Consider the following 16263-nt stretch of genomic DNA (forward strand, 5'->3'; position numbering starts at 1 on the left):
GAGTAGCAGGTTCCCCTGCCTGCAGCAGCATCTGCAGAACCGGGTGGCAAAAGTACTGTCCTAGCCTTAGTCAGTGGATAATACCGCTGCACCGTTCCACTTCCTGACCTTGCTACCCCATGCCCATCAAATCCTTGATAGCCCTGATTCTGAGCCTGTTTGCCAACTTGGCCAGCGCCACAGGCAACCACGCTCGTGTGATGCCCACCCCTGCTGCGGCTGGCCCCTATCCTGTTGCCTGCAGCAATCTTGCGCTGGATACGGGGGCCATCGCCCAGGCCGGCGTCAGCCTCGATCAGCTCTGGGACGGTGCCATCGTCAACGGCCAGATGCGCTACCTCACCGAGGTACTGGCCCAGCCACAGGCGGCCATCAGCTTCAATCTGGCGGTTCCCGGCGACTACAGCCTGTATCCCCGCTTTGCCAATACTGCACTGCCCATGGTCTCGCTGGTGTGCTATCCCACCACCGCCAACAATCCCCGGCCGGATTACCTGCTGCCTGATGGCAGAGCCATACCGCATATGGATGGCGCGGGTGAGCTGCCGCTGTTTCCCGACAACAACCGCTACCCCCTGATCATGTACTCTCACGGCATGGGCGGCAGCCCGCTCAACGAGCATGCCCTGGGCAGCATTACCCGCTTTGCCAGCCACGGCTATGTGGTCATCAACCCGTTCCACGGTGATACCCGTATCAAGCAGGTAGAAATCGAAGACCTCTCCGATCTGGGCGATTTGATCCTCAACTTCGACGAATACGTGGAGCTGCAGGCATTGCGGCCGCTGGCGATCAGCGCCGCCATTACCGATCTGCTTAACCGCCCTGGCTATCGCGACCGCATTCACCCCGACCAGATAGGCGGCTTTGGCGGCAGCCTGGGCGGCGAAGCACTGATGCTCAGCCTGGGTGCCGAGCTGACCCGCAATCTGAATCTGGATTCCCGCCCGGTTGCACAGGACGCCCGCATCAAGGCGATCGCCACCTTTGTCCCCTACGCTGGCCAGAGCTTCCTGCCAGCCTTCGGCCGTGGCCAGGAGAGCGCCAGCCGCATCACCCGTCCCGTCATGGCCATTGCCGGCACGGCCGATCTAGTAGCGCCCCTGTCCATGTCGCTCAAGGCGGTCGAGAAAATGCGCGGGAGCCGTTACTTCGTGCAACTAAGGGACGTGCCCCATCAATACCTGCCCGAGTATGCCAACGATATCTACGGCTGGACCATTCCCTTCTTCGATGCCTATCTCAAAGGTGACACCACGGCACTGAGCAAGCTGGTACAAACGGCCAGCATCGCCAATGGCAAAACCGATACCCTGCTGCTCGATGCCACCTTGCCACGCAGCGTGGCGCCAGGCCAGATACTGATTACCGAATACGTCAACAGTCGGACCGGCAACTACCTGACTGCCATTGATGCTGCCGAGATAGACCTGATGGCCGCCTATGCCGGCCAGGGCTGGGTTGCCAGCGGCCAGCGCTTCAAGGCCTGGCAGGCAGCGCCGCAGGGGCTGAACAGCCAGGCCATCTGCCGCTTCTACCACGCCGGCCCGGTGGTACTGGGCGGGGGCGACAGCCTCTACTACTCACCCGACCAGGCGCTGTGCGAGTGGGGCAAGACCCTGCCAGACTGGCTCTATATGGGCCACCCGCTCTACCTGGCCCTGCCCGGGCCGGACGGTAGCTGCCCCAGTGGCACGCTGGCGATCAGCCGCAGCTACAACAATGCCCACCTTCGTGGGGGCGACCTCAACTATCGTTTCAGCAGCAGTAGCAGCGAGCTTATCCGGCTGTCGGCGCAGGGTTGGCTGGAGGAAGCCACCGAACTGTGCGCACCACTTTGAGCCATGTCCCATACCCTGCATAAAACCGTCTGCACCTTTCATTGCGATGCTTACGGCCACGTCAACAATGCCCGCTATCTGGAATTTCTGGATGAAGCCCGCCAAAACCTGACCGACCTGGCCTGGTTTGGCTCTCAGGGCATCATGGTGGTGGTCAGCCGCATCGATATCCGCTATGTCAGGCCTGCCAAGCTGGGCGACACACTGGCCATAGAGACGGAACTGATCGAGCTGGGCGAGCGCCAAGGCGTGCTGCAGCAGCTTATCAGCCGAGGTGGCAAGACAGTGGCGATGGCCGATGTCACCGTCGCCTGCCTGTCGGCCAGCAGCCCGCGCCCCCTGCTGCTGGACGGCGAGCTACGAGCCCGGTTCGAGGCGATGCGCAAGGGTTAGCAGGCCTGGCTATCTCACTGCCAGGCCCGCTGCTGCTAACGCTTAAGCCTTAGAGCCTGTCAACCTTGCTGGCCCAGCAAGGCCAGCGTGGCCTTGGGGTTGATCAGGTTTACCCGGCCCCTGCGCTCTGCGCCTTTCAGTATCAGCGCCTTGGCCTCGGCTACCGTCAGCTCAGGCTTGATGGCAAACAGCTTGCCAGCAAGATTGGCCACCTGTGGAGAGGCCATCGAAGTGCCGGAGAGCTTGATCTTCTCGCCACCTGGCATATAGCTGTCCACCTCAAAGCCGTTGGCGTGTACTACCACGGTCTTGCCAAAGCTAGAGAAGCCGGTCTCGGTGCCTGCCTGGTCCACAGCGCCCACAGTAATCAGATTGGGCAACTCCAGCCCCGCCGGGATGTACTGGGCGAAATCCGCGCTGTTGTCCTCATTCCCCGCACCTGCCACAAACAGGATGTCCGGTGCGCCTTTCATGGCCGACTCCAGTGCCTGCTTCTCGATCTCGAACAGCTTGTTGGCCATCTGCTTGCGCTCATCCGGCGTCTTGCCCACGTTGTGGTAGGCCAGCGCACCTTCATAGGCGCCAGGGCCATAACGCCAGCTCATATTGACCACCCGTGTCCCAGCCTTGCGGAAGCTGTCCACCGCCGCCTGATAGGCAGCCGCCGTACGCTTGGCGCGCTCCTCGGTAGGCAGTTGCGGCACGATGCTGTGGCTCCAGTGCATACCCACAGCGGTCACCCGCGCAAACGGGTTGCCCTCAACGGCAATACCCGCCACGTGCGTGCCATGCACCCACATGCCCAGCGCGCCCAGATCTTCCTGGAACTGCTTGACCTCGCCCTGCTGCAGTGTGCCTATGCGCTGCTTCAGCAGCTTGGCCTCGGGTGAGTCGATAGCGGCACGCATATCGAGCGAGCCCTTCATATACTGCTTGAGGCTGCCCATACGAGCCTCCGCCTCGCCCATGGGGCGCACCAGCGCGGGTACCAGCCTGGCATCCTGGTCAAAGGCAATGCCACGGACGCTGGCCGTCTTGAACAGGTCCACATCGGTACCGCTGTCCCATATGCCCACTACCACCGGGCTAGCCTTGGCCTCGGCCGGCAAACTCACCAGGCGTGGTGACCAGAGATCCTGCTTGGCCACCTGGTTTTTGTCCACCAGTTGCTGCAGTACCGCCACCATGTCGTCACGGAACACCAGGGTGTGGTCGAACATATTGCGCACCGACACAATGCCGGTCACCACACTGGCAGGCACATTCAGCTTGAGGTTGCTGGCGGCCGGGTCCAGGCTGTTCTTGATGCTGCCCATGACAACATTGCGCGACATCAACTCCAGGCTACCCTTGGCCCCCTTGAGGCTATCCCCCACCACATCCCAAGGCATACCCCCCCACTGGGCGGCCAGGCTGGCCCTGACGGCGGCTTTTTGCTTCTCGTCATTACCGCCCTGCTGCCGCGCCAGCAGGATAGCTTCGCTGGAGACGCCAGACAGCAGCTTGTCTGCCGCCTTCTCCTGTTGCTCACGCACCTCGCGCAGCAAGGCAGCCGCCTGGGCATAGTTGCCACGATAGGTGGCTATCTGCGCCCGGGCCGACAACATGCCGGTGCGGGTTGCACGGTCGCGGATATCGTATTGCGCCAGATCATCGGCCAGGTCCTTGTCCAGCGTGGTCAGCACCGCATCCATGTCACCCTTGGCGCCTTCAATCAGCTCACTGGGCAGTTTGGAAATCACATAGCTACGGCGGGGTAGCTCGTCCGCCTTGCTGATGACCTGCCTGGCCTGCTTGGCGACCGGCGCCGTGGCCGTGTCGGCCAGCACCAGCGGGGTTGTGGCCATCACGCCCATGGTGGTTGCAATCAAGGTGCACAATATCTTCTTCTGCATGGTCAGGTCTCCTGTTTGGGACCCTCAGTGTCTTGCCAAAACCCAGGCCGCACCAAGCCAATGCGACGAAGTACGACTTTCGTGTCCCGAGCTGCGAATCATGTCATCAGCTACATGCAGACAGGCAGCCTCGGTCCGGCGAAACATCCAGCCACCCGCTAAACTTCGGCCATGCCAGAACTGACGCCGATATTGAGTCACCCTGTACTCGCCCCGCTACCCGCCTTCATCACCAGCCTGGCGCTGGGTTTGCTGATGGGGCTGGAGCGCGAGCGTAGCCTAGCCGCGCATGCCGGCCTGCGTACCTTTGCGCTCACCGCCATGCTGGGCACGCTGTGTGCGCTGCTAGCGCAGTTGCTGGGCAATAGCTGGCTGATCGCTGCCGGCCTGCTCTGCGTCGCCCTGGTCATTGTCAGCGCCTACCTGCTCAAGCCCACCAGCAATAACGACCCTGGCACCACTACGCAGATCGCGCTGGTACTGTGTTTCTGCCTGGGTGTGCTGTGCTGGCATGAGCAGCGTACCCTGGCCGTCATGCTGGGCATCACCGCCACGGTCTTGCTGCACTTCAAGGCCGAACTCTCCGGCCTGGCCCAGCGCCTGAGCATGGACGATCTGCGCAGCATGTTGCAGTTCGCCGTGCTCAGCCTGGTGATACTACCGATCCTGCCCAATCAGGATTTCGGCCCCTATGCCGCGTTCAACCCCTACCAGACCTGGCTGATGGTGGTGCTGATCTCCGGCGTGGGGCTGGCCGGCTACCTGGCGCTACGCTGGTTTGGCGAACGCGCCGGCACCCTGATTGCCGGCATGCTGGGCGGCCTGGTATCCAGCACCGCCACCACGCTGGCCCACGCCCGCCAAGCCAGGCAGAACCCCAGCAACATTCAGTTCAATGCCACGGTAGTGGCACTGGCCAACCTCACCGTACTGGCACGGCTTTCCATCGTGGGTGCGGTGGCCGCACCGGCACTGGCAGGCGCACTGGCCACCATCATGGGCAGCGGTCTGCTGCTGGGCCTGCTGGTCATCCTGCCGCAACTGCGCAAGCAGGCCGACACCCACGCTGCGGCCGCCGCCAGCAACCCGACCGAGCTCAAGACAGCGCTGGCCTTTGCGCTGGTCTATAGCATCGTCCTGCTGGCCTCCAGTTGGCTCAGCCAGGTTGCCGGCAACAGCGGGCTTTATGTTGTCGCGCTGCTGTCAGGTGCGACCGATGTCGATGCCATTACCCTCTCCAGCCTGCGCATGTTCAACCAGCAACGGCTGCTCAGCGACGTCGCACTCACTGCCATCACCCTGGCCGTACTGGCCAATACGCTGTTCAAGCTGGGCATGGCCTTCAGCATAGGCGGTGCTGCTTTCGGCAAGCGCCTGCTATGGCCCATGCTGGCGGCAGGCCTCGGCAGCATCGTTGCCCTATTGATATATACGGGCTGACTTGTTGCACTGTTTGGCGCATTCTTGCGGCAGCGCAACATTCCCTTCGTATCAAGCAGTCACACTAGGGCGTTCAACGGCTAGTTACCGTTCCGTGCCCTATGCCCGCCATCGCGGGAGGTGGACTTTTTCGACGATTACCCAGGACGTTTACGCATGAACACCCTGATCAATCTGCAAGGCAAGCGTGGTCTGGTGGTCGGCATAGCCAATCGCCAGAGCATAGCCTGGGCCTGTGCGCAGGCATTGCGCGACGGGGGCGCCGAGCTGGGCGTTACCTGGCTCAACGACAAGGCCCGCCCCCATGTCGAGCCCCTGGCTCAGGAACTGGGCGCCAGCCTGTGCCTGCCACTGGACGTAGAAGACGACGCCCAACTGGCTGCTGTGTTCGAGGCCGTAGCGCAGCAATGGGGCCAACTGGATTTTCTGCTGCACTCCATCGCCTTTGCCCCCAAGGACGATCTGCACGGCAGGGTGGTGGACTGCTCGCGCGAAGGCTTTGCCCGGGCCATGGATGTGTCCTGCCATTCGCTGCTGCGCATGGCCCGCCTGGCCGAACCGCTGATGGTCAACGGTGGCAGCATCATTACCATGAGCTACCTGGGCGCGGAAGAAGTCATACCGCAATACGGCATGATGGGGCCGGTCAAGGCCGCGCTGGAAGCGGCCACCCGCTATCTCGCGGTGGAGCTGGGCGCCTGGGGTATACGGGTCAACGCCATTTCGCCGGGCCCGCTGTCCACTCGCGCCGCCTCGGGCATCGCCCACTTCGATCAACTGCTGCAGGATGCCAACCAGCGCGCCCCTCTGCATCGGCCGGTGGGCATCGCCGATGTGGGGCCGCTATGCGCGTTTCTGGCCAGCGATGCCGGGCAGGCCATCACAGGTGGCACGCTCTATGTCGATGGCGGCCTGCATCTACTCAACTGACGTCTTGATGGAAAGCACCACCCATGTCCAATCTCATGCCTGATACCAGCGACGATCTGGGATTGATACGCAACCGGGTATTCGACGAAATCGCCATCGGCGACAGCGCCACCATAGAACGGACGCTGACCCGCGAAGATATCCAGCTTTTCGCCATCCTGTCCGGCGACGTCAACCCCCAGCATGTCGATCCTGAGTTTGCCGCCTCTACCCGCTTCCATGGTGTCATCGCGCATGGCATGTGGGGCGGCGCATTGATCTCGGCCGTGCTGGGCACCCGCCTGCCCGGCCCTGGCACCATCTACCTGGGGCAAACCCTCAGGTTCCGCGCACCGGTACGCATAGGCGACACACTGCGCATCACGGTGGAAGTCACCGCCCGCGAACCCGAGCACAAGCGGCTGACCCTGGCTTGCCGCTGCATCAACCAGGCAGCCGTCACTGTCATCGAGGGCGAAGCCGATGTGATTGCGCCGACCGAACGTATCGTCCGCCCCCGCGCCACCCTGCCAGAGGTGCGCCTCAATGTCGGGGCCGGTGCGACCCGGCTACTGGAATTCGTCAAACCGCTTAGCGCCATACGCATGGCTGTGGTGCACCCCTGCGATGAGATCAGCCTCAATGCTGCGCTCGATGCCCATGCGCTAGGCCTGATCGAGCCGGTGCTGATCGCCCCGCTGCATCGCTTGCAAGCCCTGGCCGACAAGCTGGGACGCAGCCTGGCTGGCATACAGATCGAAGAGGCCGCCCACAGCCATGCCGCCGCTGCCCACGCGGTTGACATGGCCGACAAGGGCCTGGTGGAAGCCATCATGAAGGGCAGCCTGCATACCGATGAATTCCTCGGCCCTATTGTTCGCAGCAGCCAGCTGCGCACCAAGCGCCGCCTCACCCATTGCTTCCTGATGCAGACGCCGAGCTATCCCCGCCCCTTCATCCTGACCGACGCCGCCGTCAACATCGCCCCGACGCTGGAGGAAAAAGCCGACATCGTGCGCAACGCCATTGATCTGGCCCATGCCGTGGGTGTGGCAGAACCCCGCGTCGCCATTCTGGCCGCAGTGGAAACCATCAATGCCAAGATGCCTGCCACCCTGGACGCCGCTGCCCTGTGCAAGATGGCCGATAGAGGCCAGATCAGTGGTGGCCTGCTGGATGGCCCGCTGGCCTTCGACAATGCCGTCTCCATCGCGGCGGCCCGCATCAAGGGCATCGTCTCGCCCGTGGCAGGCCAGGCCGATGTGCTGGTCGTGCCCGATCTGGAAAGCGGCAACCTGCTGGCCAAGCAGCTCGAATATCTGGGCGACGCCGAATCTGCCGGCATCGTACTCGGCGCTCGTCTGCCCATCGTCCTGACCAGCCGGGCCGACTCCCTCGCCTCAAGGCTGGCCTCCTGTGCCTTGGCCGTCTTGCTGGCACACCGCTACCGGCTCAACCCACCATGAGCGCGCTGCTTGCCCTCAACGCCGGTTCATCCAGCATCAAGTTCGCCCTGTTTGATCTGGCAAACACACCGCTGGCCATGCCCCCATTGTGGCAAGGGCAGGTCAGCGGCCTGCATGGGCCGCAACCACGTTATCAGGATGGCCTGACCGACCACCCCTTGCCGGTAGATCAGGCCTCAGCCATCCGGAGCGCCCTGCAGCATATCCTGGCGCAACTGCCCCGCCATCTGGGCGCACGTGCGCTGGCTGGCGTGGTGCACCGGGTCGTGCATGGTGGCGACCGCCATGTCGCCCCCACCCGGCTGGACCGCAGCACGCTGGCCGCCCTGCGCAGCCTGATACCGCTGGCTCCGCTGCACCAGCCCCATGCGCTGGAGGCCATCGAACACTGCCAGGGCATGCTGCCCGCTACACCCCAGCTGGCCTGTTTCGATACCGCCTTCCACCATACCCTGCCCGAGGTGGAACAGTTGCTGCCGCTACCGCCCGAGCTGCGCCAGCAGGGAATACGCCGCTATGGCTTCCACGGTCTCTCCTACCAGTATCTGGCCCAGGTGCTGCCACAGCGGCACGGTGATAGCGCCCAGGGACGGCTGCTCTGCGCCCATCTGGGCAGCGGCGCCAGCCTGTGTGCCATACAGGCAGGGCAAAGCGTTGCCACCACCATGGGTTTCTCGGCGCTCGATGGCCTGATGATGGGCAGCCGCAGCGGCAGCATGGACCCAGGCGTGCTGCTGCACCTGCTGGATACCGCCCATTACAGCCCCGCCCAACTGGCCGATCTGCTGTATCGGCGCAGTGGCCTACTGGGTATGTCCGGCCTTTCTGCCGATACCCGCGTACTGCTGCAACAGGAAGCCGAACACCCGGGCGCCAGGCAGGCGCTGGCGCTCTATGTCAGGCGTATTGTGCGGGAGTGTGGCGCGCTGGTCGCCGTAATGGGTGGGCTGGACATGCTGGCCTTTACCGCAGGGGTAGGCGAGCGTAGCGCAGAGATACGCCGTCGCATCTGTGAAGGCTTGGCCTGGTTGGGTATCAGCCTGGACGACAACGCCAACAAGGCGCACGCCCGGTTGATCTCCAGCCCCGACAGCCGTATCAAGGTCGTGGTTGAGCCTACCCAGGAGGAATGGATGGCCGCCACGGCTGCCCGTGCCTTGCTATAGATAAACGCCATGCGAACGCATGGCGGATACCTAGAGGAGTGGTTTCAGATAGGCATCCAGCTTGGCCTGATCCAGCCGCCCTGCATGGGCAGCTACCCGTTTGCCCTTGCTGTCGTAGATGGCCGTAAACGGTAAGGCGCCGACCTTGTTGCCCTCGGCACGCATCAGCTCCAGTGCGGCTTGCTCACCGACCAGCACCGGAAAATTGATACCGAATTCCTTGACGAACTTCTGCACATCCGCCGGATTATCGATGGCCAGGCCGACAAAGCGTACCTTGTCGCCCAGCTTCTTCTGGGTCGCCACAAACTCAGGCATCTCCTCGCGACAGGGCGCGCACCAGGTTGCCCAGAAGTTCACCACCAGCGGCTTGCCACGCCATTGTGCAAAGGCTTGTGGCTTGCCTTGCAGATCATTGAAGCCAGACTGCCATAGCCCGGCAGCCCCAGCCTGGGCCGGCAATGTGGCCGCATTGGCTTCGGCAATCAGGCTCTGCTGCTGGCCTTGGCGCATCCAGGCCGTGCCCAGGCCCAACACCAAGGCCGCTCCACCTACCAGGGCATATAGCGCAATCTTCTTCATCAGTTCAGCTTCGCGATACGTTGCAAAAAGGCGTCCGCCGCTTCAAAGCCTATCAGGCGCTGCCCTATCTCTTCGCCCTTGGCGCCAAAGAATATCGTGCCGGGTGGGCCAAACAGGCCAAAGCGCTTGAGCAGGGCCTTATGGTCTTCGGTATTGGCCGTCACATCGGCTTTGAGCAACACCATGCCAGCAAGTTTCTGCTGCACCTGGGCATCGCTGAAAGTAAAGCGCTCCATCTCGCGGCAACTCACGCACCAGTCGGCATAGAAATCCAGCATCACCGTCTTGCCTGCTGCTGCGGCAATCGCCGCATCCAGCTCGGCGCTGCTATTGACGTAGCGGAAAGGCAGCTTGGCCTCGGTTGCCGCCTGCGCCCCGCCCAAGCCCTTGAGCGGTTGCAGCGGATCGCGGTTGCCTGCCAGCAATCCCACAATCTGTGCGGCCCCCACCAGGAGCAGCAGCACACCCGCCGCTTTGCCCAGGCGCTGCGCAGGCTTGGCATCGCGCGGCAGGCTATCGAGGGCCGACAAGGCCACGCCAGCGCCTATGGCCAACATGGCCCAGCCCAGCATATAGGCCCAGGCCGGCAGTACCGGGCTGGCTATCCACAGCGCAACGGCCAGCATCAGGGTGCCAAATACATTCTTGACCGCCGCCATCCAGGCACCGGCCTTAGGCAATACATGGCCGCCCAACACACCTACCAACAGCAAGGGTGTGCCTACACCCATGGCCATCACATAGAAAGCCAGCATGCCGTACAGCACATCGGCCCGCGCACCCACCACGCCCAGTCCTGCTGCCAGCGGCGGCCCCATGCAAGCCCCCACGATCAGCGAGGACAATGCCCCCATCAGGAACACCGACACCACATGGCCGCCACCCAGACGGTTGGACGCATCGTTGACGCGCGACTGCAAGGCCGCCGGCAGCTGCAGCGAGAACAGGCCATACATGGACAGGGCCAGCACCACGAACACCAGTGCCAGCGCGCTGATCACCCACATATTCTGCAGTGCCGCCACCAGGAAGGAGCCGGTCAGTGCCGCCACCGCCCCTACCGCCGCATACACCACCGCAATACCCTGCACATAGGCCATGGCCAACACAAAGCCGCGTAGCTTGCCCACGCTATGGCCCTGCCCCACGATCAGCGACGAGATGATGGGAATCAGCGGATACATGCAAACCGTAGCGGCCATGCCCAAGCCAGCCAGATAGAACGCTAGCAGCAGTGTCCAGCCATCCAGCCCGGCAAAAGGCCCACTGACCGCCGCACTGGCAGCCGCTGGCGCCGCAGCCCCCAGCACCGCCGCCACGGCCTTACTGCCCACAGCAGGCGCACTGCCACTCACCGCCCCCGCCAGCGACAGCTCGGTGGTTTCGGGCGGGTAGCACACACCCACATCGGCACAGCCCTGCGACACCAGCTTGAGCTTGGCATCAGGCGGGAACGCCACCGGGCTGGTCAGCGGAATATCCAGCGCAAGCCGGTAGGTTTCCACCTCGCCAAAATAGTCATCCTGCTTCTTCTTGCCGGGCGGAATTTCCGCCTTGATCTCGCCAGAGGGCAGCAGGGTAAACTTCAGCTGATCGCGATACAGGTAGTAGCCATCGGCAATCTCGAAGTGCAGATTCGCCGTTTTTTCACCTGTTTTTACCAGCGAGGGCTTGAAAGCCTCGTTCACCGGCAGCAAATCATTCGGGTCTACCTCGGCATTTGCCGCCACATTTACCCACAGCGCCAGGAACCCTGTCGCCAGCAAAGAGACGAAGCGATTCATGCCACCACCTCCGCCGCCACCCAGCCCAGATAGGCAGGCAAACCGGCGACAACCGGCAGTGCGATGATTTCAGGCGTATCGTAGGGGTGCAGCTCCTGCAGTGTCGCCTCCAGGGCTGGATAGGCTTCAGCGGTGGTCTTGATCAGCATCGGTATCTCAGTAGCCGTCTCCAGTCGCCCTTCCCAGCGGTAAAGGGAAGTAGCCGGAGCCAGCAGATTCACACAGGCGGCCAGTTGGCGCGTGATCAGCGCCTCGGCCAGTTGTTTTGCGCACCCCGCATCGGGGGCGTTGCACAGTACCACTAAGACAGAATATTTATCAGCCATGTTACTCAGACTTTTACCGATTTTTGGACTCTTGCTACTGGGCCTACCCGTGCTGGAGCTCGTCAGCAGCATCTGGCTAGCCAGCCAGATAGGCTGGTGGCTGGCCTTCTGGCTGTTCGCCAGCGCCCTGATCGGCGTGGGCATACTCAAAAGCTGGCGCCTTACCACCGCCTGGGCCATGGTAGACGGGCTGCGTCAGGGCGAGCTGCCGCTGGGCCGTTTATTCTGGGTAGGCCGCACCCTGATCGCCGCCCTGCTGTTCATCTTCCCTGGGCCGGTCAGCGATGTGATCGGCTTGATACTGATACTACCTTGGCCCGGCATCCGCAGCGTACCCATGGGTGCTGCGGCGTTCGGCCAGACGCCGTTCGAGCAGCCGGGCTACCGGCCAGACCACAGTGCCAACAGCAGCGTATTTGAAGGCGAATACAGCCGGGTAGACGAAGCCGCCCCCAAGTTGCCACGTCAGCCGCAAGATTAATCAACCCAACAACGGTAAGCCCTATGCAGGTTGAAACCTACACCCCCGCCGATGTCATGACACCCATCGGGCCGTACAGCCACATTGCCAAGGCAGGCCCATTCATCCAGATATCGGGCACCGCCGGCATAGACCCCGCCACGGGCGACTTCGCCGGCCCCGATGCCTATTCCCAGGCCAAGCGTATCGTCGAATCCTTCGCCTATATGCTGGGCACGGTGGGGGCAGACCTGGGCCAGGTCATGCATATCAACGTGTTTCTCAAGCATACGGAAGACTTCAGCGAAATGAACCGCGCCTACGCCGAAGTCATGGGAGATCACCGCCCCGCCCGCACCGTCGTCATCGTGGCCGATCTGCCCAAGCCGGGCGCAAGGATGACCATGAACCTGATGGCAGTCAGTAAGGACAGCTAAACCGCAGGGGAGTTCACTCCAACCCCGCCAAGCCGGCTGACAAAAAAACTGGCGCGCCTTGACTGCATATTGGCGCGCCAGCGTTTCATCAAGACAACTGCCTACATCTCATGCCAGGGCAAGCCACTAGCGTGGCGCATTACCATGGCGGCCACCACTCTCTGCCGCCTTGTCCACGATATGCAGCCCTGTCTGGGTAAAGGCCTTGCTCAGGACCTCGTCCTTGACCTGATCGCCCAATGTCGCAAGCGTCACCCCTATGGTGGCCAACACCGACGCCAGGTCCCGCTCGTTCGGCCGCGGCGGCGGCTCTTTCCAGAGCGACCACCACTTGGCCGGCAGGCGCAGTTCAGGCGGCTGGCCCTCAATGCGTATCTCATGCGCCGTCGTCCGCAAGAAACCTGCCGGATCGCCGCCGCGGTAAAAGTCGGTCTGCTGCACCTGGCTACGCAATACCTGCGTAGGTGCAGCGTGGGCAACACGCCGTCGGGTTGAGATCCAACGGTCCCGATTTCTGCAAAGGAGGGTGTATTGCTGTGCTTATGGCGGAACGAGTTGGATAACTAAGGCGTTGCGCCAGCCCGAATCAGCGCCCAGGCAGCAAACCACTGCCACCCTGCCCTGCCCCTGACACACCCTCCTTTTGTTATGCCGCTAAGACTACTCGCGGGGTGGCACATTAACGTCACCCAACTGGGGGAGGCCTCCATACCGTCCAGCGCATTTCTGCGGCGGCGCCTGCTGTGGGCTAGGCTGATCAGCGGAAGCGATGCGGCGATAGCAGCACGACCCAAGCGGACACACTCGAAAACCGACGGGCTGTTGCATCACTTACCTGATCACCCACATACCCAGGAGGAAACCCATGAATCAGGCTGCCCCCGGCACCCAGGCCGACACAACCCAATCGAACGCCGCCAACCCCAATGGCTACATACCCATCGTCTTCACCTATGGCGGGCAGGCATTCACCAGCTACCAAGCCTTTCTCGACAGCTTCTACCTGACCCTGCCGGGCGGCAACGGCGTGCAACTTGGGGCCAACCAGTACTACGGCTACAGCAGCGACAGCAGCAACACCCTCAGCCTGGGGCAAAGCTACCCACTCAGCAGCGCCGCCAGCCCCATCACCGGATTGCTGCCCACCAATGCCGTAGGCAATACCGGCCTGGCACAGGCCTTCAGCAACTGGGCCACCACCCAGGCGGCCTCCAGAGGCCAGACTACCTACGCCAATCTGTATCTGAGCCAATACACAGGTGGCCGGGTCTACCTTAGCAACGGCAACCTGCAGTTGAGTGCCAGCGGCGAGCCTACCCCCGCCGCCCCAACCGACCTCGCCTATGACATGGTCTACGACATCTTCGAACCCTATATCGGCGCGCAGGTCGGCAGCACCACCATCGCCGGCAATCTGGCCGATATCACCGATGTGGACTGGTTCAGCTTTCCCATCACACTCAAAGTCTGGAGCTACGATTTTACCGGCACACCCGGTGCACTCAGTTGCAGTGGCTCGGGTAGCAGCCTCAATGGCGGCAATGGCAGCGCCATCTGGCAAAGCTTGCTGATCCCCACCGGCGGCGATACACCGTCCAACCAGTATCCCAGCACCAGCTTCCCCGCCACGGATGGCAACACCTCGGCACGCCGCGTGGCAGCGCCCACCATGGCAGCCGCCGGCAGCTACTATAGCGACCCCACCCAAAACCCCTTCCCTTATTCGTTCCTCGATGGTTACCTGCGCTACCTGCAGCAAGCTCAGGGGAGCAACGCCAGCCTGTTCACGCTGAATGGCAGCTTCGCCGGGGTGGGCAGCAACCCCACCCAGGTGCAACTGCAAGCCCAGACCTTCTCGCTTGCCATCGACTTTAGCGCCGTACAAACCGCCAGCTATACCTATCCCAGCGGCAATATCACCCAGATCACCCCCACCAGCCAGCTGGTGCTGCGTGGCACCACCAGCCTGTTGGACAGCCCCTTCGAAATCACCCTGCCCTGGGCCGTGGTCAGCGACACCTATGCCCTACGCGCCAACCCCACCATCGCCCCGGCCAACGATGCCTTGGCGCAAGGCTGGCTCAGCCTGCAAGGCAGCACCCCCACCGCGCCCAGCTTCACCTACAGCCCCGTCAATATCACCGCACAGGACAGCACCGGCGCAGCCCTGACACCCACCTCAGGGCAGGCGCAGATGCAGCTGATCTACAGCGTGAACAGCCAACCGCTCAGCGGCCAGTTCGACGATCTCTACCAAGGCGGTAGTGGCGACTGGCTCACCCTGACCGGCACCACCGGGCTCACCTGTACCGTCAGCGCCACCTACACCCAGCAAGCCAGCTGCGGCGCTGTGCTGACCATCACCACCAACAGCAGTGGCGGCCTGGATACCATCAAGATCAACGACGTGGGCACCTCCTCCCCCATGGCGCAAGGAACACAGTGGGTCATCCCCAGTGCCGCCACCGGGCTGGGCAACAATCAATCGTTTACCGTCACCCTGGCGGGCGCGCCCCTGCTGCGTAATGCCTTTATGCTGAGCAGCGCCACCTATACCACCCAGCCCGCCACCGTATTGCTCACCCCCGCCAGCGGCGACAGCTGCACCCTGCAGGTGAACAGCGCCGGCCTGATCACCAGTTTCCTGCCCAATACCGAGTGGACTACGCTATCGCAGCCCGCCGGCATCTACGGTGCCAATGCCGGCTATGTCATCTCCGGCTTGACCGGCGCAAACGCCGGCCTGAACGGCAATATCCTATCGTTGCAGAACGATGTATTCGGCTGGGCCGTTGCCGATCTGCTGGCTGCGCTCAACGCCGGGCTGGTCGGCTCGCCCGCACCTTGGTCAAACGGCAAGACAGTAGGTAACTCGCCTGACGACTGGTTCATCGTCGGCAACAACCCCTACACCGAAGGCGTATGGGGCGCTGCAGCCTGGGCAGGCCAGCAGTGGAACGGGCAAGCAGTCAGCAATTTCTGGAACACCTGGGCCTGGGAGCTCTACAACGTAGCCGGTGGCACCAGTGCCTACAATTTCGCCTTTACCGACCGCTTCGAATCCGGCGTACTGATCGGCTTCAACCCACCGCCACCCAGCCCCAGCGGCCTACAGCCTGTGCTGTTGGAGGTCATCGTCAACGACTCCCCTGCCCTGGGCATCGTACAACTGCAGGCTAACCAGGACTGGTACGACACCGGCGTGGATGTAGCCACCAGCGGCAAAACCATCCAGTACCTGTCGGGAACCTGGACAGCCGACCCACAGACCAATGCAGGCCAGCAGTACGATGCCAACGGCTGCCCCGGCCTGACCGTCACCCAGCCCGCCTACCCCCTCACAGGCGTCAATATGGGCGCCTTGGTCGCACGGGTAGGCAGCAACGGCGTGTTTCTGGTTGGTGACGGCCCGACCGCCACACCCACGGGGCAAACCGGACGGCTGTATCTCTGCATCAACGACGACCTGAACCATGTCTATGGCGCCGGCCTGGCCGACAACACCGGGAGCATCGTGGTACGGGTAAGCTGAACCTGCTTGCCTTCTCAACAGTCACAACAAGC

Annotated in this window: 14 protein-coding genes; 9 read left to right on the forward strand and 5 right to left on the reverse strand. The window is 62.7% G+C overall.

Features of this window, described 5'->3' with window-relative positions; translation table 11 throughout:
- Window positions 1–119: 119 nt before the first annotated feature.
- Window positions 120–1841 (forward strand): alpha/beta hydrolase, encoded by a 1722-nt coding sequence (locus QQK16_RS12165; protein WP_284196734.1) that lies wholly within the window; start codon window positions 120–122, stop codon window positions 1839–1841.
- A gap of 3 nt (window positions 1842–1844) precedes the next feature.
- A complete protein-coding gene (locus tag QQK16_RS12170) occupies window positions 1845–2234 on the forward strand; it encodes an acyl-CoA thioesterase (protein ID WP_284196735.1) in 390 nt (129 codons plus the stop codon).
- 59 nt (window positions 2235–2293) lie between these two features.
- On the opposite strand, the gene QQK16_RS12175 is transcribed toward QQK16_RS12170, so the two are convergent.
- On the reverse strand, window positions 2294–4129 hold the full coding sequence (locus QQK16_RS12175; protein ID WP_284196736.1) for a S8 family serine peptidase: 1836 nt from the start codon (window positions 4127–4129) through the stop codon (window positions 2294–2296).
- 171 nt (window positions 4130–4300) lie between these two features.
- Here QQK16_RS12175 and QQK16_RS12180 point away from each other — a divergent pair, with 171 nt between their 5' ends.
- From QQK16_RS12180 to QQK16_RS12195, 4 genes are all read left to right on the forward strand, one after another.
- The gene (locus tag QQK16_RS12180) at window positions 4301–5569 is read left to right on the forward strand and encodes an MgtC/SapB family protein (protein ID WP_284196737.1); all 1269 of its coding nucleotides are present in this window, start codon (window positions 4301–4303) and stop codon (window positions 5567–5569) included.
- 156 nt (window positions 5570–5725) lie between these two features.
- Window positions 5726–6499 (forward strand): enoyl-ACP reductase FabI, encoded by a 774-nt coding sequence (gene fabI / locus QQK16_RS12185; protein WP_284196738.1) that lies wholly within the window; start codon window positions 5726–5728, stop codon window positions 6497–6499.
- 23 nt (window positions 6500–6522) lie between these two features.
- On the forward strand, window positions 6523–7944 hold the full coding sequence (locus tag QQK16_RS12190) for a bifunctional enoyl-CoA hydratase/phosphate acetyltransferase (protein ID WP_284196739.1): 1422 nt from the start codon (window positions 6523–6525) through the stop codon (window positions 7942–7944).
- A complete protein-coding gene (locus QQK16_RS12195) occupies window positions 7941–9110 on the forward strand; it encodes an acetate/propionate family kinase (RefSeq protein ID WP_284196740.1) in 1170 nt (389 codons plus the stop codon). Before QQK16_RS12190 ends, QQK16_RS12195 begins: the two co-directional genes overlap by 4 nt.
- A gap of 30 nt (window positions 9111–9140) precedes the next feature.
- On the opposite strand, the gene QQK16_RS12200 is transcribed toward QQK16_RS12195, so the two are convergent.
- The 3 genes from QQK16_RS12200 to cutA are packed head-to-tail and all read right to left on the reverse strand — an operon-like array spanning window position 9141 to window position 11802.
- Window positions 9141–9692: a TlpA family protein disulfide reductase gene (locus QQK16_RS12200; protein ID WP_284196741.1), complete on the reverse strand. Its 552-nt coding sequence runs from the start codon at window positions 9690–9692 to the stop codon at window positions 9141–9143.
- Window positions 9692–11476 (reverse strand): protein-disulfide reductase DsbD, encoded by a 1785-nt coding sequence (gene dsbD / locus QQK16_RS12205; RefSeq protein WP_284196742.1) that lies wholly within the window; start codon window positions 11474–11476, stop codon window positions 9692–9694. The genes QQK16_RS12200 and dsbD overlap by 1 nt, the downstream gene beginning before the upstream one ends.
- Window positions 11473–11802: a divalent-cation tolerance protein CutA gene (gene cutA, locus QQK16_RS12210; RefSeq protein ID WP_284196743.1), complete on the reverse strand. Its 330-nt coding sequence runs from the start codon at window positions 11800–11802 to the stop codon at window positions 11473–11475. The genes dsbD and cutA overlap by 4 nt, the downstream gene beginning before the upstream one ends.
- On the opposite strand from cutA, the gene QQK16_RS12215 reads away from it, so the two are divergent.
- Window positions 11801–12283 (forward strand): FxsA family protein, encoded by a 483-nt coding sequence (locus QQK16_RS12215; RefSeq protein ID WP_284196744.1) that lies wholly within the window; start codon window positions 11801–11803, stop codon window positions 12281–12283. The two genes, cutA and QQK16_RS12215, sit on opposite strands and share 2 nt — an antisense overlap.
- A gap of 23 nt (window positions 12284–12306) precedes the next feature.
- Window positions 12307–12699 (forward strand): RidA family protein, encoded by a 393-nt coding sequence (locus QQK16_RS12220; protein ID WP_284196745.1) that lies wholly within the window; start codon window positions 12307–12309, stop codon window positions 12697–12699.
- A gap of 126 nt (window positions 12700–12825) precedes the next feature.
- Here QQK16_RS12220 and QQK16_RS12225 read toward each other — a convergent pair whose 3' ends face one another.
- Entirely contained in the window at window positions 12826–13140 is a 315-nt protein-coding gene (locus tag QQK16_RS12225) for a hypothetical protein (protein WP_284196746.1), read from the reverse strand.
- A gap of 424 nt (window positions 13141–13564) precedes the next feature.
- On the opposite strand from QQK16_RS12225, the gene QQK16_RS12230 reads away from it, so the two are divergent.
- The gene (locus QQK16_RS12230) at window positions 13565–16231 is read left to right on the forward strand and encodes a beta-1,3-glucanase family protein (protein WP_284196747.1); all 2667 of its coding nucleotides are present in this window, start codon (window positions 13565–13567) and stop codon (window positions 16229–16231) included.
- Window positions 16232–16263 lie beyond the last annotated feature (32 nt).

Origin of the sequence: Chitinimonas prasina (assembly GCF_030160395.1) — a bacterium.
Taxonomy (GTDB): domain Bacteria; phylum Pseudomonadota; class Gammaproteobacteria; order Burkholderiales; family Chitinimonadaceae; genus Chitinimonas; species Chitinimonas prasina.

What these genes read in the sequence shown, in the direction of transcription:
- cutA (WP_284196743.1), bottom strand. Translation starts at nt 11,802, where the DNA reads ATGGCTGATAAATATTCTGTCTTAGTGGTACTGTGCAACGCCCCCGAT.
- QQK16_RS12175 (WP_284196736.1), bottom strand. Translation starts at nt 4,129, where the DNA reads ATGCAGAAGAAGATATTGTGCACCTTGATTGCAACCACCATGGGCGTG.
- fabI (WP_284196738.1), top strand. Translation starts at nt 5,726, where the DNA reads ATGAACACCCTGATCAATCTGCAAGGCAAGCGTGGTCTGGTGGTCGGC.
- QQK16_RS12165 (WP_284196734.1), top strand. Translation starts at nt 120, where the DNA reads ATGCCCATCAAATCCTTGATAGCCCTGATTCTGAGCCTGTTTGCCAAC.
- QQK16_RS12215 (WP_284196744.1), top strand. Translation starts at nt 11,801, where the DNA reads ATGTTACTCAGACTTTTACCGATTTTTGGACTCTTGCTACTGGGCCTA.
- dsbD (WP_284196742.1), bottom strand. Translation starts at nt 11,476, where the DNA reads ATGAATCGCTTCGTCTCTTTGCTGGCGACAGGGTTCCTGGCGCTGTGG.
- QQK16_RS12230 (WP_284196747.1), top strand. Translation starts at nt 13,565, where the DNA reads ATGAATCAGGCTGCCCCCGGCACCCAGGCCGACACAACCCAATCGAAC.
- QQK16_RS12195 (WP_284196740.1), top strand. Translation starts at nt 7,941, where the DNA reads ATGAGCGCGCTGCTTGCCCTCAACGCCGGTTCATCCAGCATCAAGTTC.
- QQK16_RS12200 (WP_284196741.1), bottom strand. Translation starts at nt 9,692, where the DNA reads ATGAAGAAGATTGCGCTATATGCCCTGGTAGGTGGAGCGGCCTTGGTG.
- QQK16_RS12190 (WP_284196739.1), top strand. Translation starts at nt 6,523, where the DNA reads ATGTCCAATCTCATGCCTGATACCAGCGACGATCTGGGATTGATACGC.
- QQK16_RS12220 (WP_284196745.1), top strand. Translation starts at nt 12,307, where the DNA reads ATGCAGGTTGAAACCTACACCCCCGCCGATGTCATGACACCCATCGGG.
- QQK16_RS12180 (WP_284196737.1), top strand. Translation starts at nt 4,301, where the DNA reads ATGCCAGAACTGACGCCGATATTGAGTCACCCTGTACTCGCCCCGCTA.
- QQK16_RS12170 (WP_284196735.1), top strand. Translation starts at nt 1,845, where the DNA reads ATGTCCCATACCCTGCATAAAACCGTCTGCACCTTTCATTGCGATGCT.